Source organism: Nonomuraea typhae (genome assembly GCF_009760925.1).
GTDB classification, from domain to species: domain Bacteria; phylum Actinomycetota; class Actinomycetes; order Streptosporangiales; family Streptosporangiaceae; genus Nonomuraea; species Nonomuraea typhae.
The window spans coordinates 72,547-95,429 of the sequence record NZ_VRLV01000024.1; the positions used below are offsets into that span (position 1 = coordinate 72,547).

At 68.7% G+C, this 22,883-nt stretch carries 26 protein-coding genes and 1 tRNA gene; 10 read left to right on the forward strand and 17 right to left on the reverse strand.

Annotated elements, in window-relative coordinates; translation table 11 throughout:
- Window positions 1-14 precede the first annotated feature (14 nt).
- From FVE25_RS51335 to FVE25_RS51350, 4 genes are all read left to right on the forward strand, one after another.
- Window positions 15-1,607: a GMC oxidoreductase gene (locus tag FVE25_RS51335; RefSeq protein WP_181019983.1), complete on the forward strand. Its 1,593-nt coding sequence runs from the start codon at window positions 15-17 to the stop codon at window positions 1,605-1,607.
- 98 nt (window positions 1,608-1,705) lie between these two features.
- The gene (locus tag FVE25_RS51340) at window positions 1,706-1,936 is read left to right on the forward strand and encodes a hypothetical protein (protein WP_157254711.1); all 231 of its coding nucleotides are present in this window, start codon (window positions 1,706-1,708) and stop codon (window positions 1,934-1,936) included.
- A gap of 127 nt (window positions 1,937-2,063) precedes the next feature.
- Window positions 2,064-3,473, forward strand: coding sequence for a WGR domain-containing protein (locus FVE25_RS51345; protein ID WP_157254712.1), 1,410 nt, complete (start codon window positions 2,064-2,066; stop codon window positions 3,471-3,473).
- An 84-nt stretch (window positions 3,474-3,557) separates the two neighbouring features.
- Entirely contained in the window at window positions 3,558-4,040 is a 483-nt protein-coding gene (locus FVE25_RS51350; protein WP_157254713.1) for a carboxymuconolactone decarboxylase family protein, read from the forward strand.
- A gap of 106 nt (window positions 4,041-4,146) precedes the next feature.
- Here the strand turns inward: FVE25_RS51350 and FVE25_RS56750 are convergent, their stop codons facing one another.
- The 7 genes from FVE25_RS56750 to FVE25_RS51385 all read right to left on the reverse strand — a co-directional run bounded on the left by FVE25_RS56750 (window position 4,147) and on the right by FVE25_RS51385 (window position 10,093).
- Entirely contained in the window at window positions 4,147-5,151 is a 1,005-nt protein-coding gene (locus FVE25_RS56750) for a PT domain-containing protein (RefSeq protein WP_157254714.1), read from the reverse strand.
- A 154-nt stretch (window positions 5,152-5,305) separates the two neighbouring features.
- Window positions 5,306-5,791 carry a hypothetical protein gene (locus FVE25_RS51360; RefSeq protein ID WP_157254715.1) on the reverse strand — a complete coding sequence of 162 codons (486 nt, stop codon included), beginning with the start codon at window positions 5,789-5,791 and terminating at the stop codon, window positions 5,306-5,308.
- A gap of 33 nt (window positions 5,792-5,824) precedes the next feature.
- A complete protein-coding gene (locus tag FVE25_RS51365; RefSeq protein ID WP_157254716.1) occupies window positions 5,825-6,301 on the reverse strand; it encodes an NUDIX hydrolase in 477 nt (158 codons plus the stop codon).
- A gap of 891 nt (window positions 6,302-7,192) precedes the next feature.
- A tRNA-Thr gene (locus FVE25_RS51370) sits at window positions 7,193-7,265 on the reverse strand.
- A gap of 21 nt (window positions 7,266-7,286) precedes the next feature.
- A complete protein-coding gene (gene rlmB / locus FVE25_RS51375) occupies window positions 7,287-8,249 on the reverse strand; it encodes a 23S rRNA (guanosine(2251)-2'-O)-methyltransferase RlmB (RefSeq protein ID WP_157254717.1) in 963 nt (320 codons plus the stop codon).
- A 23-nt stretch (window positions 8,250-8,272) separates the two neighbouring features.
- A complete protein-coding gene (gene cysS, locus FVE25_RS51380) occupies window positions 8,273-9,664 on the reverse strand; it encodes a cysteine--tRNA ligase (RefSeq protein WP_157254718.1) in 1,392 nt (463 codons plus the stop codon).
- A 42-nt stretch (window positions 9,665-9,706) separates the two neighbouring features.
- The gene (locus tag FVE25_RS51385; RefSeq protein ID WP_157254719.1) at window positions 9,707-10,093 is read right to left on the reverse strand and encodes a PPOX class F420-dependent oxidoreductase; all 387 of its coding nucleotides are present in this window, start codon (window positions 10,091-10,093) and stop codon (window positions 9,707-9,709) included.
- Between the two features lie 55 nt (window positions 10,094-10,148).
- On the opposite strand from FVE25_RS51385, the gene FVE25_RS51390 reads away from it, so the two are divergent.
- Together FVE25_RS51390 and FVE25_RS51395 are read left to right on the forward strand one after the other, a co-directional pair.
- Window positions 10,149-11,183: a DUF2637 domain-containing protein gene (locus FVE25_RS51390; protein WP_181019984.1), complete on the forward strand. Its 1,035-nt coding sequence runs from the start codon at window positions 10,149-10,151 to the stop codon at window positions 11,181-11,183.
- A gap of 63 nt (window positions 11,184-11,246) precedes the next feature.
- Window positions 11,247-12,437, forward strand: coding sequence for a fumarylacetoacetate hydrolase family protein (locus FVE25_RS51395; RefSeq protein ID WP_219826024.1), 1,191 nt, complete (start codon window positions 11,247-11,249; stop codon window positions 12,435-12,437).
- On the opposite strand, the gene FVE25_RS51400 is transcribed toward FVE25_RS51395, so the two are convergent.
- The 4 genes from FVE25_RS51400 to FVE25_RS51415 all read right to left on the reverse strand — a co-directional run bounded on the left by FVE25_RS51400 (window position 12,434) and on the right by FVE25_RS51415 (window position 14,211).
- Entirely contained in the window at window positions 12,434-12,703 is a 270-nt protein-coding gene (locus FVE25_RS51400) for a GlsB/YeaQ/YmgE family stress response membrane protein (RefSeq protein WP_157254722.1), read from the reverse strand. The genes FVE25_RS51395 and FVE25_RS51400 overlap by 4 nt on opposite strands.
- 72 nt (window positions 12,704-12,775) lie before the next feature.
- Window positions 12,776-13,063: a GlsB/YeaQ/YmgE family stress response membrane protein gene (locus FVE25_RS51405; protein ID WP_157254723.1), complete on the reverse strand. Its 288-nt coding sequence runs from the start codon at window positions 13,061-13,063 to the stop codon at window positions 12,776-12,778.
- Window positions 13,064-13,249: 186 nt separating this feature from the next.
- Window positions 13,250-13,711 carry a 2-C-methyl-D-erythritol 2,4-cyclodiphosphate synthase gene (ispF, locus tag FVE25_RS51410; protein ID WP_157254724.1) on the reverse strand — a complete coding sequence of 154 codons (462 nt, stop codon included), beginning with the start codon at window positions 13,709-13,711 and terminating at the stop codon, window positions 13,250-13,252.
- A 17-nt stretch (window positions 13,712-13,728) separates the two neighbouring features.
- Window positions 13,729-14,211, reverse strand: a complete 483-nt coding sequence (locus tag FVE25_RS51415; protein ID WP_030451583.1) for a CarD family transcriptional regulator — start codon at window positions 14,209-14,211, stop codon at window positions 13,729-13,731.
- 243 nt (window positions 14,212-14,454) lie between these two features.
- Here FVE25_RS51415 and FVE25_RS51420 point away from each other — a divergent pair, with 243 nt between their 5' ends.
- Window positions 14,455-15,030: a copper chaperone PCu(A)C gene (locus FVE25_RS51420; RefSeq protein ID WP_246268763.1), complete on the forward strand. Its 576-nt coding sequence runs from the start codon at window positions 14,455-14,457 to the stop codon at window positions 15,028-15,030.
- A gap of 522 nt (window positions 15,031-15,552) precedes the next feature.
- Here the strand turns inward: FVE25_RS51420 and FVE25_RS51425 are convergent.
- On the reverse strand, window positions 15,553-16,245 hold the full coding sequence (locus tag FVE25_RS51425; protein WP_157254725.1) for a response regulator transcription factor: 693 nt from the start codon (window positions 16,243-16,245) through the stop codon (window positions 15,553-15,555).
- A gap of 67 nt (window positions 16,246-16,312) precedes the next feature.
- Window positions 16,313-17,491 (reverse strand): sensor histidine kinase, encoded by a 1,179-nt coding sequence (locus FVE25_RS51430; protein ID WP_246268787.1) that lies wholly within the window; start codon window positions 17,489-17,491, stop codon window positions 16,313-16,315.
- 123 nt (window positions 17,492-17,614) lie between these two features.
- On the opposite strand from FVE25_RS51430, the gene phoU reads away from it, so the two are divergent.
- The gene (phoU, locus tag FVE25_RS51435) at window positions 17,615-18,259 is read left to right on the forward strand and encodes a phosphate signaling complex protein PhoU (protein ID WP_157254726.1); all 645 of its coding nucleotides are present in this window, start codon (window positions 17,615-17,617) and stop codon (window positions 18,257-18,259) included.
- Here the strand turns inward: phoU and FVE25_RS51440 are convergent.
- From FVE25_RS51440 to mshA, 3 genes are read right to left on the reverse strand one after another with little or no spacing between them, the layout of a single operon-like run.
- Window positions 18,256-18,993: a phosphoglyceromutase gene (locus FVE25_RS51440; protein ID WP_157254727.1), complete on the reverse strand. Its 738-nt coding sequence runs from the start codon at window positions 18,991-18,993 to the stop codon at window positions 18,256-18,258. The genes phoU and FVE25_RS51440 overlap by 4 nt on opposite strands.
- Window positions 18,994-19,003: 10 nt before the next feature.
- A complete protein-coding gene (locus FVE25_RS51445; RefSeq protein ID WP_157254728.1) occupies window positions 19,004-19,483 on the reverse strand; it encodes a type III secretion system chaperone family protein in 480 nt (159 codons plus the stop codon).
- Between the two features lie 10 nt (window positions 19,484-19,493).
- Complete coding sequence (mshA, locus tag FVE25_RS51450; RefSeq protein ID WP_425489537.1) at window positions 19,494-20,756, reverse strand: D-inositol-3-phosphate glycosyltransferase; 1,263 nt, start codon at window positions 20,754-20,756, stop codon at window positions 19,494-19,496.
- Between the two features lie 120 nt (window positions 20,757-20,876).
- Between mshA and FVE25_RS51455 the strand changes: the two genes are divergently transcribed.
- The gene (locus FVE25_RS51455; RefSeq protein ID WP_157254729.1) at window positions 20,877-21,620 is read left to right on the forward strand and encodes an SDR family NAD(P)-dependent oxidoreductase; all 744 of its coding nucleotides are present in this window, start codon (window positions 20,877-20,879) and stop codon (window positions 21,618-21,620) included.
- Window positions 21,613-22,398 (forward strand): class I SAM-dependent methyltransferase, encoded by a 786-nt coding sequence (locus FVE25_RS51460; protein WP_157254730.1) that lies wholly within the window; start codon window positions 21,613-21,615, stop codon window positions 22,396-22,398. The genes FVE25_RS51455 and FVE25_RS51460 overlap by 8 nt, the downstream gene beginning before the upstream one ends.
- A gap of 40 nt (window positions 22,399-22,438) precedes the next feature.
- On the opposite strand, the gene FVE25_RS51465 is transcribed toward FVE25_RS51460, so the two are convergent.
- The coding region (locus FVE25_RS51465) for an O-acetyl-ADP-ribose deacetylase (RefSeq protein WP_246268789.1) at window positions 22,439-22,883 on the reverse strand (445 nt) is incomplete at its 5' end.

Sequence of the window (22,883 nt, forward strand, 5' to 3'; positions counted from 1 at the left end):
TGAGGAGTGGTCACATGTCGGGCATATCCCGTCGTGGCTTCATCGCTGGAACCGGTTCACTCCTGGGCGCCGCCGTCCTGGCCGGCCGCGCCCCCGCCGCACACGCCTCCGTCACCTCCGGGGAACGCGTCCCCGCCCTGGTGATCGGCACCGGGTACGGCGGAGCCGTCGCCGCCCTGCGCCTGGCAGAGGCGGGCGTGGCCGTACACATGGTGGACATGGGGATGGCGTGGGACACGCCAGACTCCGACGGCAAGATCTTCTGCAACACGACCGCCCCCGACCGGCGCTCCTACTGGCTGCGCACGCGCACCAAGGCCCCGCTCAACTACTTCCTCGGCTTCCCGATCGACCGCGACATCCCGCGGTACACCGGCATCCTCGACGCTGAGGACTTCGCCGGCATCACCGTCTACCAGGGCCGTGGCGTCGGCGGCGGCTCACTGGTGAACGGCGGCATGGCCGTGACCCCGAAGCGCGAGAACTTCGCCGCGATCCTGCCGTCGGTCAACGCCGACGAGATGTACGCCACGTATTACCCCCGGGCCAACTCCGGGCTGGGCGTCAGCCTCGTGGACCCGGCCTGGTTCGACACCACACCCGGTTACCAATACTCCAGGGTCGGCAGGAAACACGCCCAGCGGTCCAATTTCCCGTTCGTCTTCGTCCCGGACGTCTATGACTGGGACTACATGAAGCGAGAGGCCGCGGGAACCGCCCCCAAGTCGGCGTTGGCCGGGGAAATTCTGTACGGCAACAACCACGGCAAGAAGAGCCTTCAGCAGACGTATCTGGCCCGCGCGAAAGCCACCGGCAGGGTGACGATCTCCGCCCTCCACAGAGTCACGTCGGTGACCCCGGCAGCGGGCGGCGGCTATACCGTCGTCATCGACCAGCTCAACACCTCGGGCGCCACAACCGCCACCAAGACGGTCACCGCGGACCGCGTCTTCTTCGCCGCGGGAAGCGTCGGCACGAGCAAACTCCTGGTGAAATTAAAGGCCACCGGCGCATTACCGGGACTGAACGACGAGATAGGCCAGGGCTGGGGCGACAACGGCAACGTCATGTGCGGTCGCGCCAACCACCTATGGGACCCGACCGGCAAACTCCAGTCGTCCATCCCCTGCTCCGGCATCGACAACTGGGCGGCCGGCGGCGCCTTCGCCGAGATCGCCCCGCTGCCGACCGGCATCGAGACCTTCGCCTCGTTCTACCTGTCGATCACCAAGAACCCGCACCGGGCCGCGTTCACCTGGAACGCCGCCACCGGCGCGGTTGACCTGAACTGGCAGACGGCCTGGAAGCAGCCGTCCATCGACATGGCCAAGACGATCTTCGACAAGATCAACGCCAAAGAGGGGACGATCTACCGGACCGACCTGTTCGGCGTGTACAAGATCTGGGGCGACCATCTCACCTACCATCCGCTGGGCGGCGCCGTACTCAACAAGGCCACCGACAACTACGGCCGGCTGACCGCCTACCCCGGGCTCTACGTCATCGACGGCGCGCTGATCCCGGGCAACACCAGCGTGAATCCGTTCGTCACCATTACCGCGCTGGCGGAGCGAAACATCGAACGCATCATCGCCACCGACCTATAACGCGACCGCGGGCCGGGAAATACCTTCCGGCCCGCCAGGCAAAGGAAAATGTACGGCGACCAGACCTCACGAAGTTTCCGACGTGCGACCATGGCGATATGGAAGATGGGGAGGAAATCTACCTGCGGGTAGACCCGAGCGATTCACTCCGGGACGACTACGAGGATCAGTTCGTCATGGCGGAGCCGGGGATATTGGAATACAGGGAACCTCTGGTGGGCCGATACTGGATCATCTTCCGGGACACCGGCCAAACGCGGGCGGGCAGCAAGGGAGACCCCGCCCGCATTTTCGAACTCACCACGAAGGTCGTCCGGACAACCTACTAAACCATGACAAACCACCCGTGGGCCGGCTTGTGCCTGCCCGGTCTCACGGGTAGGCAAGGTTTCTGTCGCCGCGATGCTCTAGTGTCCGTGCCACTGATCAAGTGCGGGCAAAACTGGAGAAGCGGACATGACCTACCTCGAGCTGTCTGAGGACGGCGGCGGATCGCACAAGTTCTACGAGGTCACCGTGGCCGGAACCGAGGTCACGATCACCTACGGGCGCATCGGCGAAGCCGGCCAGACCAAGGTCACCGCATTCCCCACCGAAGCGAAGGCGCAGGCCGCGGCGGCCAAGAAGATCAGTGAGAAAAGCCGCAAGGGGTACGCGGCGGCCGTACGCGGTGTGCGCCAGCGGCGGGCGGTCACCCGCAGAACCATCGCCAGCACCCGCTCCACCGCCCAGCAGGCGCCGGTCCTGTGGCGCTTCGACAGCGGCGCGGCGGCCTTCGGCATCTTCGTCGACGGCGAGCGCTGCTGGGTCGGCAACCAGAACGGCGACGTCTACACCGTCACCCACACCGGCACCGTGACCGGCCGGTTCAAGCTGCCCGACGGCGTCAAGTGCATCGTGGCCGACGACTTCTGGATCTACGCCGGCTGCGACGACGGCCGCGTCTACGACCTCAGCGGCAAGGTCCCGCGCTCGGCCTACGAGATCGCCGCCGACGTGGACATCTACTGGCTCGACATCCACGACGGCGTCCTCGGCGTCTCCGACCGGGCCGGCTGCATCACCACGATCGACTACGAGGACGAGTTCCAGTGGGCGCGCGGCAGCAGCGGCGACTCCGCCTGGATGGTCCGCTGCGACGAGGACGCCGTCTACCACGGCCACTCCGGCGGCGTAGCCCGCTACGACACCGCCGACGGCGCCCCCGTCTGGGAGAACAGGCAGGCCCGCGACGTGCTGTTCGGCTGGCAGGAAGCCCACTCGGTCTACGCCGGTACGGCCCGCGGCACCGTCCACCGGCTGGCCAAGAGCGACGGCCGCGTGGAAGCGGTGTACCAGTGCGACGCCGCGGTGTACTCCTGCGCCACCTCCCCGGGCGGCCGCCACGTCTTCGCCGGCGACAGCCACTCGTCGGTCTACTGCTTCGACGCCTCCGGCGAACGCCTGTGGAAACTCGGCACCGGCTGCGGTTCGGCGTTCTCCATGCAGTACCTCGACGACCGCCTCTACATCGTCACCACCGACGGCTCCCTGGCCTGCATCGACGCAAGCGAAGCGGCCATCGCCGCCGCCCGCGCCGGCGACGTGCCCCAGCCCATGGACGTCAAGGCCGCCGCCTCCCTGGAGATCGTCGAGCCTTCGGCGCAGGTGGAGACGGTCAGCTCGGGCGACGGCGTGATCGTCGAATGCGTCCAGGAAGGCGAGCGCCTGCGCGTACGCGTGATCACCCCCGGCTACGAATCCTGGAACGTGCAATTCCCCAAGGCCGTACGCCAGCCCGGCGCCCGCTACCTGGTCGACGGCATCCGCTCCGCCGGCCGCGGCGGCTTCTACCGCGCCTACGGCGAAATCCGCCGTCTGGTCTGACGTCCTCGAAAGGGGTTCGGCCCGGCCTCACATTCCACCCGGCCGTGTCGTCGGATCACCGAACCCCTTCCAAGGAGACGGCCCATGACCACGCCCCAATCCCGCCTGCCCGACCCCGTCCAGTTCTTCCCCGAACTGACCGACGTGGCCGCCGCCATGACCAAGGCGATCCTGAACGACACGATCCCCCGGACCACCATCCACCTGGTCCAACTCCGCGCCGGCCAGATCGTCGGCAGTACGTATCACGTCATCCGCCAAAGCGACCTCCTCAGAAAGTCGGGCGCCGAAGAGGTCGCCATCACCGCCGTCGCCACCTGGCCGGACGCCCCCTACTTCACCGACCCCGAACGCGTGGCCCTGGAACTCGTAGAAGCCGTCCTCACCCCGAACCCATCCGGCGAACGCGTCCCCGACTCCCTGTACACCAGGGCCGCAGCCCACTACGACGACAAAGCCCTCTGGACACTCATCCTGACGATCAGCCAGATCTGCTTCTTCATCCCCGTCGCCCTCATAGCCAAGCCCATCCCCGGCATGCCCCTGGGAAAGAACTACAACCGGTGACCGTCCCGGGCGACTACACCTGCGACCAGATCAGGCGTCGCCCGCGCGCGGAACCGACCTCCAGCGGACAGGCGGACGATCGTTCGGCTGCACGCCCGGGAAGCGATCACTGCCGAGAAAGCGGAGCGGTCACCGTCGGTGTCGTCTCGTTCGCCCCGTAGAACCACCGATAAGCAAGCCTTCCGGCCGCGGACCTCGCCAATGTAACCACCCCCGTCCGCACACACGTGTATCTCGGATCAACCGTGATCTCCTCCCGCAGGGTGACCCGGCTACGGTTGATCGACTGCAGAGTGAGAGTGCCACCGCATTCAAGACCCGGATAACGGATGCGGCCGACAGCATCGCCGACTTCTCCTGCCTTGAGCGTCAGATCGACGCCGTAGTCACTACTCCCTGACTGCGTCGCAGGCCCTCGCCAACGCCCGACGAACCCCCGGGGCATCGCGAGCGGATCTGGAGCCGTCACAGAGGGCTTGGCAGAGGGCTTGCCGGACGGCTTGGCAGAGGGCTTGCCGGACGGCTTGGCAGAGGGCTTGCCGGACGGCTTGGCAGAGGGCTTGCCGGACGGCTTGGCAGAGGGCTTGCCGGACGGCTTGGCAGAGGGCTTGCCGGACGGCTTGGCAGAGGGCTTGCCGGACGGCTTGGCAGAGGGCTTGCCGGACGGCTTGGCCTTGACCGGCTCCGAACACGAGAGGGCCGCCCCCTCTTGCCCGACCTCCATACCGACCGGCCGGCCTCCGGCCCCTTGGAAGACCTCGATGGTGGCCACCGTCCCTGGCGCCACGGTGACGATCTTTTTCCGGGGATGCCCTTCAATCGTGACTTTTCCAGAAACCGCGTAGACCCCGATCTGGTCCGCGTTCTCGATGCCGTAGCTCTCGACGGCCCGCTTCCCGGCGCAGTTCGTGTGCCGTATCTCAAGAACGGGCTTCTGCGTCTCCTGCTGCGGGTTGGTGAGCTTTTTGACGTACTCGGCACCCACAGCCACGACGATACCGGTGCCGATCTGCAGGAGAATCCGCCCCACCACTGGCAACACCGTCGCGCACGAGACAAGCATGGCCGCAGCAGCCACCATCGAAATCAAAGATCTTGAGCGCATCGTCATCGGTCGGCACTGATCGCCACCCCCCAGCGCGACCCCCTCCTAAGGGAAGGATGGCAGCCTCTCAAGGAGGCCACACCGTTTGCACGCAAGCTGACAAAAAGTCACCGCCCGATGACTCTATGTGCCACATGACATGCGACCCGCCACCCGAGCCTTAGAAACGCGCACTGCTTGAGCCAAGGTGCCTGCCCTTCATCATCCAGTCCGCCAGGTGATCGGCGAGTGCCTGAAGCGCCGTCGATGCCGAGTGCAGCAACTCTTCACGGGAAAGCTCGTGCCCCTCCGCCAGTTCCAGCGCGCGCCGTAGATCCCCGATCTCCTGAGAGAACCGCCGGCCAGGATCACGCCCCAGGGTGAACATCGCGACTTCGGCCTTGAGCACGGTGACGGTCCATTCACGGCTGTTCGTGACGATGCCCAGCGGTACGCCGTTGTCGAGGGCCTGCGTCAGCTTCGTGTCGATTTCCGCCAGCATGACGAACAGCTCGATCGCGGCATTGCGCGCCTCAACCTCCAGGAGGGTACGCCGGTCGTGCCGACGCGTCGCGGCCACGACACCCCACGCGGTGACCGCCGCGACGACACCACCGATGATCGCGGAGAGCGCGCCCTGCAAAAGGTTCGCCCACCAACCCTGCACGCCGACCGCCTCCCCGGTCCGACCCGGCCAAGATCAGCCAATGTACGGCAGGCCGTCCCCGCTCAGGTAGTGCTCGATCCTCATCCGCATCGACCGGTCCATCGGCAGCACCACCACCTGATCGCGCGGCACCCATCGCACCTCGCGCGACTCCTCGCTAGGCGTCGGCGTCCCGCCAACGGCCCGCCCGATGAGCACGAGGGAGAACTCCTGCCGAGCCTCGCCGTTCGAGGTGTAAAGGATCACGTGCCGCGGGTCACTATAGGTCCCGGAAAGACCGGTGATCTCACAGGTGATCCCGGTCTCCTCCAGCGTCTCCCGGATCGCGGCCGCCGGAATCGACTCCCCAAGATCAATGGCACCCCCGGGCACCGCCCAATTCCCGTTGTCACTACGCCGGATCATCAACAGCTCACCCTCGGCATTGGTCACGATGACGTTCACCGACGGCACCAGGCGGTCGGCCGCGGGCGCGTCCGGGTCATCGAAGTAGTCAATCCGCGTAGCCATGCCTCAGGACTCTAGCGAGACCGCCCCACGCCTTCTCAAAGCTCCCCAGGTACAGCCCCACCAGCCACCCGCCTCAGACGCAGAGCACCCGAAGCCGGAACTTCTCAGTCGACGTCAAAGATCGAGTGCTTGTCATGGAAATGCAGGATGTAACGGCACCTCGTGCAGATCATCAGCGCCAAGACGGGCTGGGCTCGTGTGGCATCCCGTGCGGCAGGCATAGTACGCGTGCACCTGCACGGTTTCATCAGCCACACTGGTGCTATGGAAGCTAGGGGATATTGAGCGCTTCGCCCATACATCGTGCCCGCTACGCTCGATGAGCTCACGGGGCCGATCACGGGTGTCATCGCCCTTCCCCGCCACCTCGATTGGGGACCTCAGCGCAGCCGAAGGTCAGGGGTTCGCCCTCGCCGGAGGTTATGCAGTACCGGCATATGGTCTGCTCCAACGCCCCAGTGACGCAGTCTTCGCCCAGATGCTCTTTACTCTTGATCTCTATCCGGACTCGGAGCTGATCGCATATGGGCTTGGCGAGTCCCAGGCACAGGAATAGCGCTCGCGGTTCAAGGACTGGGCCGTCGATCTGGCGGAAGGCCAGAACCCCTGACGAGCGCTACTCACACGGGTGTTAGCAAGAGCTCATCCTTGTCCCCGACACCTCTCAGGCGTTCGGGACCAGGGTTGCTGTACCAACGCCGAGAGGCGCTCCTGAGAGCGAAGCACGGCCTCAAGCCAGCCGGAACCAGGCGCAACCCCAAACCCCAGCCCCGCGGGGAGCGCGAGGGTTCGCCCTCGCCCGGGGTCTGGGGCAGAGCCCCAGTGTCACAGCCCGAGCCGAGGGCGAGGACCACGCCCTTAGCCAGGAAGGACTGCCTTCAGTCCTTGTAGAGCCGACGAGGGGAATCGAACCCCTGACCTTCTGTTTACAAGACAGATGCTCTGCCGATTGAGCTACGTCGGCACGGCCCACCAGTGTAGACGGTCAACCGCGTCGCTGACGAGCGACCTCATACAAGGTAACCCCAGCCGCCACCCCCGCGTTCAGCGACTCGGCGGCCGCCTGCATGGGGATGCGGGCCAGCGCGTCACACTGTTCGCGGACCAACCGGGACAATCCCTTCCCCTCCGACCCCACGACGACGACCAAGGGTTCGGTGAGCAGGTCGACGTCGGCGATGTCCACGTCGCCTGAGCCGTCCAGGCCGACGATGAACAGGCCGGCCTCGCGGTACTCGCGCAGGGCGGCGGTCAGGTTGGCGGCGCGGGCCACGCGGAGGGTGGCGAGGGTGCCGGCGGAGGTTTTCCAGGCGCCTCCGGTCACTCCGGCGGAGCGGCGGGAGGGGATGAGGAGGCCGTGGGCGCCGAAGGCGGTGGCGGAGCGGGCTATGGCGCCCAGGTTGCGGGGGTCGGTGACTCCGTCCAGGGCTACTATCAGCGGGATTTCGGCGGCGTCCTGGGCGAGGGCGAGCAGGTCGTCGGGGTGGGCGTAGTCGTAGGCCGGGATCTGCAGGGCGAGGCCCTGGTGGACGGCGCCCTCGGTCAGGCGGTCCAGCTTTTCCCTGGTGACTTCGAGCAGGGCTATGCCGCGTTCGGCGGCGATTTTGATGGAGTCGCGGACTCGGTCGTCGTTTTCGACGCGCTGGGCTACGTACAGCGCGCTAGCGGGGACGCCTGCCTGCAGGGCTTCCAGGACGGGGTTGCGTCCGCCGATGTATTCGGGGGCGTCCTCCGAGCGGCGCTGGCGCGCGGGCTGGCGGGACGTGGTGCCGCCCCTGGCCTCCCTGGCGACGCGCTCCTCGCGGGCCTTGTCTTTGTACCAGTGGCGCATGTGCGCGGGCGGCGTCGCACCCTTGCCTTCAAGGCTGCGACGCTTCTGCCCACCGGTGCCCTTGCTCGGGCCCTTCTTCTTCGCGGGCCGACCCGACGCCCTACCCCCAGCTGCCATGCGCCCAAGGGTACCGGGTCGGATCAGCGCGAAAGTTCCCAACGGGGGCCGTGGGGGGTGTCCTCGACGAGGATGCCCAGGGCGGCCAGCTGGTCGCGGATGGCGTCGGCGGCGGCGTAGTCCTTGCGTTCGCGGGCGGATTTGCGTTGTTCGAGGGCCACGGCCACCAGGGCGTCGACCACGGGCTTCAGGTCGGAGCCGCCCGAGCGCCACTGGGGCGAGCGGGGGTCGAGGCCGAGGACGTCGAGCATGGTCTGGGTTTCGGCCAGCAGGCGGGCCACGGCCTCCTTGTCGCCCTTGGACAGGGCCACGTTGCCTTCGCGGACCACCTCGTGGATCACCGCCACCGCCTGCGGGGTGCCGAGGTCGTCGTTCAGGGCGTCCACGAACGCCTGGGGCAGGGGGGCGTCGGCGTCCACGTCGTGGATGACCTCGGCGGCCCTGATCACGAAGCCTTCGATGCGCTGGTAGGCCGCCGCCGCCTCCCGCAGGGCCTCCTCGGAGTACTCGATGGAGGAGCGGTAGTGCGGGACGGCCAGGTAGTAGCGCAGCTCCACCGGGCGGACCTTCTGCACCATGTCGGGGATGAGCAGCGAGTTGCCCAGCGACTTGCTCATCTTCTCGGCGCCGATCTTGAGCATGCCGTTGTGCATCCAGTAGCGGGCGAAGCCGTCGCCGGCCGCCTGCGACTGGGCGATCTCGTTCTCGTGGTGCGGGAAGATCAGGTCGAGGCCGCCGCCGTGGATGTCGAAGGCCGGCCCGAGGTACTTCGTGGCCATGGCCGAGCACTCCAGGTGCCAGCCGGGCCGGCCGGGGCCGAACGGCGTGGGCCAGGTCGGCTCGCCGGGCTTCTCGCCCTTCCAGAGGGCGAAGTCGCGCGGGTCGCGCTTGTGGGAGTCGTCGTCGCAGTCGAAGGCCGGACGCATGTTCTCCAGCCGCTGGTTCGACAGCGAGCCGTACCGGTCGGCGTAGGAGCGCACGTCGAAGTAGACGTCGCCGCCCGCGGCGTAGGCGTGGCCGCGCTCGATCAGCCGCTCCATCAGCTCGATCATCTCGGGCACGTGCCCGGTGGCGCGCGGCTCGACGGTCGGCGGCAGGCAGCCGAGCGTCTCGTACGCCCAGGTGAAGGCACGCTGGTTGCGCTCGGCCACGACGAACCAGGGCACGCCTTCCTCCGCCGAGACCCTGATGATCTTGTCGTCGATGTCGGTGACGTTCCGGCACAGCGTGACGTCGTAACCGGAGCGCGTCAGCCAGCGCCGGAGGACGTCGAAGTTCACACCGGAGCGAATGTGCCCGATGTGCGGCGGCGCCTGCACGGTGGCCCCACACAGGTACATCGACGCCCGGCCGGCTTCGACCGGAACGAATTCACGGATGGCGCGCGTGCTGGTGTCGTAAAGGTGCAGGCTCACGAAGGCAAGGCTAACGCCTCAGCCAGCGTCTTATGCCGACAATCAACCTCGGAGAATGACCCTCTCCGGACGTACCCGGACAATGAGTCGCTCGGCGCCCGGATGCTCCTCCCACGGCTTGCCCCGGTACTTCTGCGACAGCTCCTGAATGAGGTCGCCCGCCGGGTCGTCCTCCAGCGTGACGGTGCCCCTGACCTCGGCGTAGCGGAACGGGTTCCCGGGATCGATGACCAGAATGCTGGTCCTGGGGTCGCGCTGGTAATTGCGTGGTTTGCGGCGTCCCTTGACGGTGGAGAACAGGATGTCGTTTCCGTCAGTGCGCACCCAGATCACGGTGGACTGCGGCCCGCCATCCGGATTGAGGCTGGTCACGGTCGCGTAGTTGGGACCGTCGAACAGCTTGCGCACCTCGTCGGAGAGCTCTGCCATGGAATCTCCCTTGATCGCTTCCTGTCTCCCATTCTTCTGTAGTCTCGATGGCGCCATGGACGTGACTCCCCCCTCCACGCTGCGCCGCCTGGGCCTCGCCCTCGCCGGACTCGCGGTCGCCGCCCTGACCGGCGCCGCCTGCGCCCTGTCCTTCGACGATCTGCGCGAACTGGCCATCCACGGCGAGGCCAGGCCCGACCTCGCCTTCCTCTATCCGGCCGCGTTCGACGCGGTGCTCGTCGTCGCGCTCATCGCCGTCCTCCTGCTGCGCTCGGCGCGGCCGGCGGTGCGCGCGCAGGCCGCGGTGGTGCTCGTGCTGCTGATCGTCGCCGCCGCGGCGGTCAACGTCTCCACGGCGTTGCGCTTCACCTTCGACGTACGGCAGGCGGCACTGGGCGTGGCGGTGGCGCCGTGGGTCATGCTGGCCGTGGCGCTGTGGTTGTGGCTGCTCCTGATCAAGCACGTGCATGCGCGACGCGCCGCCGTACCCGAGGGGAGCGAGCCCGAGCCGGACATCGTGCCGTTCCACCGGCCCGAGCCCGCGACGGCGGAGTTCGCCCGGCCGGTGGGGATGGAGGAGCGGCCCCCGCTGTCGGAGCGCGTCACCCGCTGGTCGGCCCCGGCGCCCGTCGCCCCGGCACCCGAGACCCCAGCACCCGACGCCCCCGCGCTCGAAGCCTCAGAGGCCCCTGAGACCCCTGAGACGCCGGCCCACGAAGCGCCCGCGCCCGAAGTCCGGCCGGCCGAAGCTCCCGCCCCCAAGGCCACGAGCCCCGAACCGCCCAGCCCAGAAGCCCTCGACGGCCCCGAAGCCCCTGAGGTCCCCGAGCCCGTTCCCGCACCCCGGCCCGCCTCCGACGAGGAGCCGCCCAGGCCGGTCCGCTGGGGCGACCGGGTCAAGCCGACCGACGTGCTCGTCCACCCCAAAACGCCCGAGGTGACCGAGCGGGACGCCGACACCCAGCCGGTCCGCGTGTTCAGCGACGCCGACCCCGGCCACGGCCCCGAGCAGGCCGACGAGAGCGAACTGGCCGGCGACGACGCCCCGTCGGGCCGCATGCGCAGCACGCCATTGCCGCCCAAGGAATGAAATCTTGACCTAACGCCCATACCCGCCTGACCCGGGTGGGGGAAAGAGCCACCCGTGGCGATCATGTCGTGGGTGCCGGTTCCCGAGGGCAGTGAGTTTCCCCTGCTCAACCTCCCCTTCGGCGTCTTCTCACGCCGCGGCGAACTGCCGCGCGTGGGGGTGGCGATCGGCGAGTACGTCCTGGACCTGCACCTGCTGACGACTCAGGGGACGCTGCCCCCGGCGTACTGGTTCGCCAGCGGCACGCTCAACTCGTTCCTGGCGGCGGGGCCGCGCGTGTGGAACAACGTGCGCGCCGACGTCCTGGAGCTGCTCACGGACGAACGCCGCCGTCCGCTGGCGGTGCCGGCGCTGGTGCCGATGCGGGAGGCGCGGCTGCACCTGCCGTTCAACGTGGCCGACCTGCTGCTGTTCCAGACGTCGCTGGAGCACGCCACGAACGTGGGCCGCATGTTCCTGCCGCCCGAGCGCGAGCCGCTGCCGCGCACGTGGCGCCACATGCCCGTCGGCCAGTACGGCAGGGCCGCGGCGGTCACCGTGTCCGGGGCTCCGGTCGTGCGCCCGCGCGGGCAGCTCAGCGCGGGCCAGGTGGGCCCGACGGCCAAGCTGGACCTGTCGGCCGAGCTCGGCTACGTGGTCGGGGTGCCGTCGGCCGCGCCGTACCCCTTGAGCACGTCCGACTTCCCTGAGCACGTGTTCGGCGCGGTGCTGGTCAACGCCTGGCGGGCGTGGGATCTGATGGCGTGGGAGGCGCGGCCGATGGGGCCGTTCCTGGGGCAGGCGTTCATGGTGTCGATCTCGCCGTGGGTGGTGCCGTTGTCGGCGCTCAATCACTCGCGCACGCCGCAACCGCCGCAGGATCCGGAACCAGCCGACTATTTGATGATCAAAGATGACGTGGCCATCCAGATGAGCCTGGACATTCAGGTGAACGGGACAAGCCTCGCAACACCCACCTTTGAACGCCAGTACTGGACAGGACCGCAGATGCTCGCGCACGCCTCTGTGACGGGCGCTGCCGTGCGCACGGGTGATCTCCTGACCACCGGGCCCATCGGGGGCGGCAGCACGCTTCTGGACGTCACCTGGAACGGCAGAGACCCGCTCGTGATGCCCGACGGCTCCGAGCGGGTCTTCCTGCTGGACGGCGACACCGTGCGGGTCACCGCCTCCGTTCCCGCCGCCGACGGCACCCGCCTGGGGTTCGGCGCGGTCACGGGCAGCATCTCTCCTGCGGTTCAGGCCGCTTTCTAGGTACGGCTGCCGCGGCGCAGACCGGCGACCAGGCCGACGCCGACCACCGCCAGCACGAGTTGCATCACCAGTTCGATCCAGTCGATGCCCCGGGTGGTCTCCACGCCGAGAACCTGGGCGATCAGCGTGCCCACGAGGGCGGCGACGATGCCGACGACGATGGTGAGGATCCACCCGATCGGCTGCCTGCCGGGAAGCAGCAGCCGGCCGAGGGCGCCGATGACGGCGCCGATGACGATGGCGCCGATGATGGATTCGATGGTCATGAGGGCACCTCCCGGGTCCGTGTGAGCTCTTCACACGTGGAGGGACGTCTACCCACGGGCCGGCGAATATGCCTAGACGGCAGGGCCTGAGCTGCCCGTGCCCCTGCTGGCCTGCATTCGGGCGACGAGCCACACGCCGAGGACGGCGAGGGCGAGCTGGAGGATGTGTTCCAGCCAGTCGATGCCCCGGGTGTCGGCCCAGCCGAACACGTGGGCGATCAGCGTGCCGAGCAGCGCGGCGACGATGCCGACGATCAGCGTGAGTCCGATCGACATGTTCTGCTTGCCCGGAACGATCAACCGGCCGAGCGCGCCGACGATGGCTCCGATGACGATCGCCGAAACGATGGCTCCGATCATGACAAGCTCCCCCCAAGTCGTACACGCCTGTCACCAGGGGTGTACCCGACATGACGGAGAGTTACGCATGAAGGGGACGGCGATCCGTACCGCGCCAGTAACGGACCGCCGTCCCGGTAAAGCGGCGGGCCGGAGGCACCGCCCGCCGGGATACCCTCACGCATCCCGAGATAAGACGCCTTACCGCTACTCGAGGTTCACCACGAGCGCGGTGGCGATGGCGGCGATTCCCTCGCCTCTGCCGGTGAACCCGAGCCCGTCGGTCGTGGCCGCCGACACGCTGACCGGAGCGCCCACGAGAGCGCTCAGGACCGCCTCGGCCTCCGCGCGCCGCGGAGCCAGCTTGGGCCGGTTGCCGACGACCTGGATGGCGACGTTGCCGATCTGGAACCCGGCCGCGCGCACGAGGCGCACGGTCTCCTCCAGCAGCACGGCGCCGGAGGCACCCGCCCAGCGCGGATCGGACGTCCCGAAGACGGCGCCCAGGTCGCCGAGCCCGGCCGCCGACAGCAACGCGTTGCAGGCCGCGTGGGCCGCCGCGTCGGCGTCGGAGTGGCCGTCTAGGCCGGTCTCGCCCGGCCAGTGCAGGCCGGCGAGATAGAGCTCGCGCCCGGATGCGAACGGGTGGACGTCAATTCCGACGCCCACCCGGGGAAGCTGAGTATTCAGGAGTTGAGAACCTCGTCGAGTAGGGCCTCGGCCTTGTCCTCGTTGGTCTTCTCGGCGAGGGCGAGTTCGCTCACGAGAATCTGCCTGGCCTTGGCGAGCATGCGCTTCTCACCGGCGGACAGGCCGCGCTCGCGGTCCCTCCGCCACAGGTCCCGAACGACTTCGGCGACCTTGTTGACATCTCCGGAAGCAAGCTTCTCGAGATTGGCCTTGTAACGGCGAGACCAGTTGGTCGGCTCCTCGGTGTGCGGCATCCGAAGAACGTCGAAAACCCGCTCGAGGCCCTCCTGGCCCACAACATCACGCACGCCGACAAGTTCTGCGTTTTCCGCTGGCACCTGGACGGTTAGGTCGCCCTTGTCGACCTTGAGCACCAGGTAGGTCTTTTCCTCACCCTTGATGGTTCGGGTCGTGATTGCTTCGATCCGAGCAGCCCCATGGTGGGGGTAGACGACAGTGTCGCCGACCTGGAAAGTCATGTGACAAGTACCCCTTCCGCTGTACTCCAGGGTACCACGCATCCACAGCCTCCCGGAACAGTGAAATCACCATAACTGCAGGTCAAAGCCGCACATTAGGGGTTGACAACCCTTCAACTCTGTGAATCACAAAAGCTGACATACCGAATGACCTGCGGGGGTGCGGATATGACCATGGAATGGGCCGGATAAGGTGGGCGGGCTCACTCACACACGCACGCGCGAGACCTAGGAGTTACCCCCGTGACCAGCCGTCGCTGGATTGTCGCCGCCGCCTCGCTCCTCGCGGCACCCGTGCTGGCCGGCTGTGCCGCTGGGTTCGACGCCAACACCAACAAGCCCTACGCCCCCACCGAGGGCGCCGCCCTCATCCAGAGCGGAAAGTACGGCTCCCGCGGCGTCCAGATCCCCCAGGCGTTCATCCTCGGCCCAGACGTCGGCGCACAGCTCGCCCAGGGCGGTCAGGCGCCCGTGTACCTCAACGTGCTCAGCCCCGGCGGTGACACCATCGAGGCCGTCACCACCGACGTCGGCACCGCCAAGCTGGTCGCCCCCGTCAACGTGCCGGCAGGCGTCCTCACGAGCACCGGCAAGCCGACCCCGCAGATCCTCATCCAGAGCCTGGCCAAGCCGCTGAAGGGCGGGGAGACGGTCGCGGTGTCGATCCAGTTCGCCCGGGCCGGCACGGTGGAGATGAGCGTTCCGGTGGTGTCCCGCAGCCGCGAGTACACCGCCTACCCGCCCGCCCCCGGCGCCACCCCGGCCCCGGCCCCGACGTCCTCCCCCTCGGCCAGCCCCACGACGGGCGGCGGCCACTGACCCCCGGCTTCGAGCGGCACGGGTCTTGGGTTTGCCTTGACCGGCTTCGGGTGAAGGCAGCACAGCGCCGCATGCTGGGGCGATTGGGATAGGTGCCCACAGCCGGTTACACACCGTGCTAGATCATCGCATCTCGACGTTCCCATGCGGCCTTGTGGGGCCAGTGGGCAAGATGAGAAAGCCCTATCGCCTTCAGGGTGAAACGGTCCCCCCGGCCTGGGAAATCTTGCAGATTCATACCCGGGCCGGGGGTGTTTCGCCGTGTTTCAGGCATCCGGATGAGGCACTCCCGAGGCGCCAGCCGAAGGGGAGGCGCGCCGCGCGGCGGGAAGGTGGACGGCGAGGGACGGCGCGCACTTACGGCGGCCGGGGCGAGGCACGGTGGCCGGTCAAGGAGACGACGTCACGGCGGGGACCACGTCCGACGTGAGAAGCGCCCGGCGATCGGGCGCCACCCGCGGCGGCGGGAGGCGGCAAGCCGGCCCCGCCGTACAAGACCTGCGATAAAGGCGGCGAGAACCCCTACTCCTCCACCGCGTCGAACTTGTAGCCGAGGCCGCGGACGGTCAGGATGCAGCGCGGATTCCCCGGGTCGGCCTCGATTTTGGCGCGCAGGCGCTTGACGTGCACGTCCAGGGTCTTGGTGTCGCCCACATAGTCGGCCCCCCAGACGCGGTCGATCAGCTGTCCACGGGTCAGCACGCGGCCGGCGTTGCGCAGCAGCACCTCCAGGAGCTCGAACTCCTTCAGCGGCAACTGCACCTGCTCCCCCCGCACCGCGACCACGTGCCGGTCGACGTCCATGCGGACCGGGCCCACGGCCAGGACGGCGCTTTCGAGTTCCTCCACCACGTCCCCCTGCCTGCGCAGCACCGCGCGGATGCGGGCCACGAGTTCGCGGGAGGAGAACGGCTTGGTGACGTAGTCGTCGGCCCCGAGTTCGAGCCCGACGACCTTGTCGATCTCGCTGTCCTTGGCGGTGAGCATGATGACGGGGACCTTGGAGCGCTGCCGCAGGGATCGGCAGACCTCGGTGCCGGGCAGGCCGGGGAGCATGAGGTCCAGCAGGACCAGGTCGGCGCCGTTGCGGTCGAAGGTGTCCAGCGCTTCGGGGCCGGTCGCGGCGACGGAGACCTCGAAGCCTTCCTTGCGCAGCATGTACGACAGGGCGTCGGAGAACGACTCCTCATCCTCAACTACGAGAACGCGGGTCACGAGCCCTCCTTCGTCGGGCTCGTAACCCCAAAGGTGCTGTGTCTACTGGTTCCTTCGCTGCGCTCAGTCACTTGACTGCCTCCAGGGGAATCGAGGGTGGTACGGCTACCGCCGTCCCGCCGAACGCGGGCAGGCGGAGGGTGAACGTGGAGCCGGAGCCTTCCTTGCTCCACACGGTTACTTCGCCGGCGTGGGCGACGGCGACGTGTTTGACGATGGCCAGGCCGAGGCCGGTGCCGCCGGTCGCGCGGGAGCGGGCGGCGTCGACGCGGAAGAAGCGTTCGAAGATGCGCTCGAGTGCTTCTTCCGGGATGCCGATGCCCTGGTCGCTCACGCTGATCTCGACGGAGTCGCCGGCCGGTCTGACGCTGACGACGACCCTGGTGTGTTCGGGACTGTAGGCGATGGCGTTGGAGATGAGGTTGCGGAGGGCGGTGACGAGGAGTTCGTCGTCGCCCCAGATGCGCAGCCCTTCCGCGCCGCCGGACACCAGCGTGATGTCCTTGGCGACGGCCTTGGTGTTGCAGTGGTCGATGGCGTCGTTGACGGCTTCGTCGATGGACACCTGACCGGGGGTGGGGATGGGTTCCGCACCCTGGATCCGGCTCAGGGTGATGAGGTCCTGGACCAGATAGGTGAGCCTGGCGGCCTCGTGCTGCATGCGGCCGGCGAAGCGGGTGACGGCTTCGGGGTCGTCGGCGGCGTCCTGGATGGTCTCGGCCAGGAGGCTGAGGGCGCCGACGGGGGTTTTGAGCTCGTGGCTGACGTTGGCGACGAAGTCGCGGCGGACGGCTTCGACGCGGCGGCGTTCCGTCTGGTCCTCCGCGAGGACCAGGACCTGGCCGTGGGAGCCGAGCGGGGCGACGCGGACGGCGAAGCAGGTGATCTCCTGGCCGAACTTGTGGCCGGCGACGTCGATCTCGCTTTCGCGGATCTCGCCGTCGCGGCGCACCTGCCGGGCCAGGGCGAGGAGTTCGGCGGCCATCAGGCGGTCGCCTTTGACCAGGCCGAAGGCGCGGGCGGCCGAGCTGGCGCGCAGCACGCGGTCGTGGGCGTCCAGGACGACGGCGGAGGAGGGCAGCACGGCGAGCACGGAGGCGACGCCTTGCGGCAGCGCTCCGGTCTCGGCGTCCTCGACGTCGTCGGCCTTGCCACGCGTCTCGATCTGGTTACGGTAGAAGAGGACGGCCACGGCTCCCACCACGAAGCCGGCCAGGGCCGCGAAGCTCAGGGCCATCTCACTCATGCTTCCGATGGTAGGTGGCCCGCCGGGCAACACAGACCTCTCACCTGCGGATGAACGGTTCTTTCCCGGAGAGTTCACCTAGTGGTCGAGGTTCGTTCACAGACCCACACGTACGGTAACGGCATGCGCGACGCGTACCATGAAGAACTTGACTCCCTCACGGACAAGCTGGTGGAAATGACCAGGCTTGTCCGGTCCGCGATTTCGCGGGCCACCACTGCACTCCTCGATGCGGACCTCCAACTGGCGGAGAACGTCATCTCCCGTGACGAGGAGGTGAACAGGATCTTCGCGGAGATCGAGACCAACATCTTCGAGCTGATGGCCCGGCAGCAGCCGGTGGCGATCGACCTCCGCATGGTGATCACCGCACTGCGCATGGGGACCGACCTGGAGCGTATGGGCGACCTCGCGGTGCACGTCGCCAAGGTCGCGCGGCTGCGGCACCCCGACTCGGCGATCCCCGCCGACATGCGGGCGAACATCCTGGAGATGGGCCAGATCGCGGAGAACCTCGTCACCAAGGCCGGCAGCTGCGTGGCCGAGCGCGACGTGGACACGGCGCTGGAGCTGGAGCAGGACGACGACGCGATGGACAAGCTGCACCGCCGCCTGTTCCGCAAGATCCTGTCCAAGGAGTGGGCGCACGGCGTGGAGCCGGCGATCGACATCACGCTGATCGGCCGCTACTACGAGCGGTACGCCGACCACTCGGTGCGAATCGCGCGCGACGTCGTCTACCTCGTCACCGGCTCCCGCCCGGGTTAACGCCCCTGGTTGGCCACGGCCTCGATGGCGGCCTTGGCCGCCTCGGGGTCGAGGTAGGAACTCTTGACCGGCTTGTAGTCGGCGTCCAGGTCGTAGACGAGCGGGATGCCGGTCGGGATGTTCAGCCCCGCGATGTCCTCGTCGGAGATCCCGTCGAGGTGCTTGACGAGGGCGCGCAGCGAGTTGCCGTGCGCGGCCACCAGCACGGTACGGCCGGCCGCCAGCTCCGGCACGATCTCGTCATACCAGTAGGGGAGCATGCGCTCCACGACGTCCTTCAGGCACTCGGTGCGCGGCTTCAGCTCGCTGGGCAGGAGCGCGTAGCGGGGGTCGGCGGCCTGGGAGTACTCGTCGTCGTCGGCGATCGGCGGCGGCGGGGTGTCGTAGGAGCGCCGCCACAGCATGAACTGGTCGTCGCCGAACTCCTCGCGCGTTTGCGCCTTGTTCTTGCCCTGCAGCGCGCCGTAGTGGCGTTCGTTGAGCCGCCAGGATCGCTTGACCGGCAGCCAGGCCAGCCCGGCCTCGGCGAGAGCCAGCTGGGCCGTCTGGATGGCCCGGTTGAGCAGGCTCGTGTGGACCACGTCGGGGATCACGCCGGCCTCGGCCAGCAGGCGGCCGCCCCGCCTGGCCTCGTCCTCGCCCTTGGCCGACAGGCTCACGTCCACCCAGCCGGTGAACAGCCCCTTTGCGTTCCAATCACTTTCGCCATGCCGTAGCAGCACCAAAGTCGCCATGGCGCCAATCTTAGGAGCCGGGGTCGGCGAAGTGGGCAAATGCCTGGAGGTTCTTGAGCGACTCCCCGCGCTTGACGCGCCACTCCCATTCGCGCTTGATCGTGGAGGCGAAGCCCAGCTCGAGGGCTTTGTTGAACCAGTCGTCCGAATAGGTGAGCACGCAGCCGAGCAGGCGATCGACCTCCTCCTCGGTGATCGCGTCCAGGGGCGTCCTGCCGACGAGGTAGACGTCGCCGACGGGGTCGAGGGCGAAGTGCACGCCGTACATGCCGCCGTTCTTCGCCAGCAGGAACCGGTAGAAGGCGGCGTGGTTCTCGTCGGGCTGCCGGCAGAAGAACGCCTCCACCAGCATGGCCTGGTCGCCGACGACGAGCCAGACGACGGTGGCGAGCTTGCGCTTGCCGGGCAGGGTCACGACGAAGGCGCCGGGCCGCTCTTCCGTGAAGGGCACTCCGGTGGCCTTCAAGGCCGATTCCACTACCTCGCGCATGCCGTACAGACTATGAGCTGACGGCGACGGGGACCTGGTGCACGTGTGCCATCGCGCCCGCGTAGACGTCGACGAGGCGCGCGGCGGTGGCCTGCCAGCCGAAGGCGGCGGCGTGCGCGCGGGCGCCGGAGGCCAGGCCGTCGCGCCAGCGCGGCGAGGTGACGAAGCGGTTCAGCGCCCGGGCCCAGTCGTGCGGGTCGTGGCCGTCCACCAGCAGCCCGGACACGCCGTCGCGGACGGCGGTGCGGAGCCCGCCCACGGCGGCCGCCACGACGGGGGTGCCGCACGCCTGCGACTCCAGGGCGACCAGGCCGAACGACTCGCTGTGGGAGGGCACGACGGTGACGTCGGCGGCGCGGTACCAGTCGGCCAGCTCGTCCTGGGGCGCCGGCGGCACGAGGCGCACGACGTCGGCGATGCCGAGTTCGGCGGACAGGTCCGCGAGGCGGTTCGGCTGACAGAGGCCGGTGCCGGAGGGGCCGCCGACGCAGGCGACCACGAGGCGTCCGCGCAGCGACGGGTCCTCGACGAGCATCCGGGATGCGGCCTTGAGCAGCACGTCGGGGGCCTTGAGCGGCTGGATGCGGCCGACGAACAGCAGCAGGTGCGCGTCCTGCCGGATCCCGAGCCGGCGGCGGGCGGCGCCCTGGGAGGCGGGCTGGAAGACGGTGAGGTTCACGCCCGGGTTGACGACGGCGACGCGCTCGTCCGGCGCGCCGTACAGCTCCTTGAGCTCGCGGGCCTCGTCGTCGGTGTTGGCCACGAGCCGGTCGGCGACCTCGACGACCTGTTCCTCGCCGAGCACGCGGGCGGGCGGCTCCGGCTTGTCCCCGGCGGCCAGCAGGAGGTTCTTGACCTTGGCCATGGTGTGCATGGTGTGGACCAGCGGCACGCCCCAGCGTTCCTTGGCCAGCCAGCCGACCTGGCCGGACAGCCAGTAGTGGGAGTGGATGACGTCGTAGCGCCCCGGGTCGTACATGGCCTCGGTGCGCAGCACGCCGGACAGGAACGCGCACAGCTGGCCGGGCATGTCGGCGCGGTCGAGCTCTTCGTACGGCCCGGCCGTCACGTGCCGCACGGAGACGCCGGGCGCGAGCTCGGCGACCGGGGGCAGGGAGCCGCTGGTCTGCCGGGTGAAGATCTCCACTTCGACGCCGAGCTGGGCGAGGCGTTTGGCGGACTCGACGATGTACACGTTCATGCCGCCCGCGTCGCCGGTGCCCGGCTGATCGAGCGGCGACGTGTGCATGCTGATGGTCGCCACGCGGTTCACTCTCCGATGACGCCTCACCGTCACCACCTCCAACCTGGCTACAACCAGCGGAACCAATGCCTCATTCCCGACATTTCCTCACATCTAGGGTCGCGGCGGGTGCGTGGAAGGATGGTCGCCATGACGAAGACGGCAGTGGTGACCGGTGCGAGCAGCGGCATCGGAGCGGCGACCGCGCGGCGGCTGGCCGCGGAGGGGTACGACGTCGTGGCCGGCGCCCGGCGGCTCGACCGGCTGGAGAAACTGGCCGGCGAGGTCCCCGGCATCCGCGCCCTGGAGCTCGACGTGACCTCCGGCGCCTCGGTGGACGCCTTCGCCGCCGCGATCGAGCACTGCGAGGTGCTGGTCAACAACGCCGGCGGGGCGCTCGGGATGGAGCCCGTGGCCGGGGCCAGGCTCGACGACTGGCAGAACATGTACGACACCAACGTGCTCGGCTCGTTGCGCATGACGCAGGCGCTCCTGCCGAAGCTGGTGGACTCCGGCGACGGCGTGCTGGTGATGCTGACCTCGACCGCCGGGCTGGTCTCCTACGAGGGCGGCGGCGGGTACTGCGCGGCCAAGCACGCCCAGACGGCCATGGTCGAGACCCTGCGCCTGGAACTCGTCGGGCAGCCGGTGCGGGTGATCGAGATCGCGCCCGGCATGGTGCACAGCGAGGGCTTCGCGGTGACCCGCTTCCGCGGCGACGCCGACGCCGCCGCCCGCGTCTACGCCGGGGTGCCCGACCCGCTCACCTCCGAGGACGTGGCCGACGCCATCGCCTGGTGCGTCACCCGTCCCGCGCACGTGAACATCGACCGCATGGTCATCCGCCCCCGCGCCCAGGCGGCCCAGCACAAAGTGCACCGCATCGGTGCATAAGCCGGTCGGGGAGATCACCAGGGGCACGACCGGGTTCAACCGGCTGCGCAGGGCCGACCGCTGGCTGGCCGCCGTCCACGGCCGCGTGCTGCGCGCCGCCGCCCGCCCCCTGGTGGTGGACCTCGGCTACGGCGCCTCCCACACCACCACGCTCGAGCTCCACACCCGCCTGCGCCGGATCCGCCCCGACGTCGAGGTGATCGGCATCGAGATCGATCCGGCCCGGGTCGCGCTGGCCAAGCCGTACGAACGCGACGGCCTGTCCTTCCGGCTGGGCGGCTTCGAGCTGCCCGTCCCGCGCCCGCCCGACGTGGTGCGCGCCTTCAACGTCCTCAGGCAGTACGGCGAGGCCGACGCCTGGCACTACTGGCAGGTGCTGTGCGGCAAGCTGGCTCCCGGCGGCGTGCTGGTCGAGGGCACCTGTTCCGAGGTGGGGCACCGGGCGGTCTGGGCGGGGCTGGACCGCGAGGGCCCGCGGACCCTGACGTTCTCGGCCCGCTTCGACGCCTTCGAGCGGCCCTCCGACCTGGCCGACCGGCTGCCCAAGACGCTCATCCACCGCAACGTGCCCGGCGAGCGCATCCACGCCTTCCTCAAGGACTGGGACCACGCGTGGGCGGTCAGCGCTCCCCTGGGCGTTCACGGGTTGCGGCAGCGGTGGCTGGCGTCGGTGGCGGCGATGGGGGCCACCTGGCCCATCCCCCAGCATGCGCCTCTGGGCGGACGAGCCAGGTGGCGGCTCGGGGAGCTGACCATCCCCTGGGTGGCCGTCCGCTGATCTTCCTCAGGACTCCCCTGTGCCGACAAGACGAAAAAAGTCACGATTTCCTGGGAAAGTTCATAAGGGCTTCCTGAAAAACGGCATAAGCCGGGGCGCCGAACAGGACGAACCTCACCTCCCGCACGGACGTCCTCGCAGCCGAGACCGTGCCCAGCGCGATCCGCGCGGCGTCGTCCATGGGCCAGCCGAAGATGCCCGCCGAGATCGCCGGGAACGCGACCACGTGGACGCCGAGCTCGTCGGCCACCTTCAACGACTCCCGGTAGCAGGACGCCAGCAACTCCGAGCGGTCCTCCTTGCGGGAGTGAACCGGCCCGACCGTGTGGATGACCCACTTCGCCGGCAGCAGCCCGGCGGTCGTGGCGACGGCCTGTCCCGTCGCCAGCCCCTCCGGATAGCGGGTGTCGCGCAGCCGGAGGCACTCCTCAAGGATCGCCGGGCCGCCCCGCCGGTGGATGGCGCCGTCCACCCCGCCGCCCCCC

What these genes read in the sequence shown, in the direction of transcription:
- FVE25_RS51430 (WP_246268787.1), bottom strand. Translation starts at nt 17,491, where the DNA reads ATGAGTGAGATGGCCCTGAGCTTCGCGGCCCTGGCCGGCTTCGTGGTG.
- FVE25_RS51395 (WP_219826024.1), top strand. Translation starts at nt 11,247, where the DNA reads ATGTCGTGGGTGCCGGTTCCCGAGGGCAGTGAGTTTCCCCTGCTCAAC.
- FVE25_RS51365 (WP_157254716.1), bottom strand. Translation starts at nt 6,301, where the DNA reads ATGGCTACGCGGATTGACTACTTCGATGACCCGGACGCGCCCGCGGCC.
- FVE25_RS51390 (WP_181019984.1), top strand. Translation starts at nt 10,149, where the DNA reads ATGGACGTGACTCCCCCCTCCACGCTGCGCCGCCTGGGCCTCGCCCTC.
- FVE25_RS51445 (WP_157254728.1), bottom strand. Translation starts at nt 19,483, where the DNA reads ATGCGCGAGGTAGTGGAATCGGCCTTGAAGGCCACCGGAGTGCCCTTC.
- rlmB (WP_157254717.1), bottom strand. Translation starts at nt 8,249, where the DNA reads ATGGCAGCTGGGGGTAGGGCGTCGGGTCGGCCCGCGAAGAAGAAGGGC.
- FVE25_RS51385 (WP_157254719.1), bottom strand. Translation starts at nt 10,093, where the DNA reads ATGGCAGAGCTCTCCGACGAGGTGCGCAAGCTGTTCGACGGTCCCAAC.
- phoU (WP_157254726.1), top strand. Translation starts at nt 17,615, where the DNA reads ATGCGCGACGCGTACCATGAAGAACTTGACTCCCTCACGGACAAGCTG.
- FVE25_RS51415 (WP_030451583.1), bottom strand. Translation starts at nt 14,211, where the DNA reads ATGACTTTCCAGGTCGGCGACACTGTCGTCTACCCCCACCATGGGGCT.
- FVE25_RS51350 (WP_157254713.1), top strand. Translation starts at nt 3,558, where the DNA reads ATGACCACGCCCCAATCCCGCCTGCCCGACCCCGTCCAGTTCTTCCCC.
- FVE25_RS56750 (WP_157254714.1), bottom strand. Translation starts at nt 5,151, where the DNA reads ATGACGATGCGCTCAAGATCTTTGATTTCGATGGTGGCTGCTGCGGCC.
- FVE25_RS51405 (WP_157254723.1), bottom strand. Translation starts at nt 13,063, where the DNA reads ATGATCGGAGCCATCGTTTCGGCGATCGTCATCGGAGCCATCGTCGGC.
- FVE25_RS51455 (WP_157254729.1), top strand. Translation starts at nt 20,877, where the DNA reads ATGACGAAGACGGCAGTGGTGACCGGTGCGAGCAGCGGCATCGGAGCG.
- FVE25_RS51340 (WP_157254711.1), top strand. Translation starts at nt 1,706, where the DNA reads ATGGAAGATGGGGAGGAAATCTACCTGCGGGTAGACCCGAGCGATTCA.
- FVE25_RS51400 (WP_157254722.1), bottom strand. Translation starts at nt 12,703, where the DNA reads ATGACCATCGAATCCATCATCGGCGCCATCGTCATCGGCGCCGTCATC.
- FVE25_RS51335 (WP_181019983.1), top strand. Translation starts at nt 15, where the DNA reads ATGTCGGGCATATCCCGTCGTGGCTTCATCGCTGGAACCGGTTCACTC.
- FVE25_RS51440 (WP_157254727.1), bottom strand. Translation starts at nt 18,993, where the DNA reads ATGGCGACTTTGGTGCTGCTACGGCATGGCGAAAGTGATTGGAACGCA.
- FVE25_RS51345 (WP_157254712.1), top strand. Translation starts at nt 2,064, where the DNA reads ATGACCTACCTCGAGCTGTCTGAGGACGGCGGCGGATCGCACAAGTTC.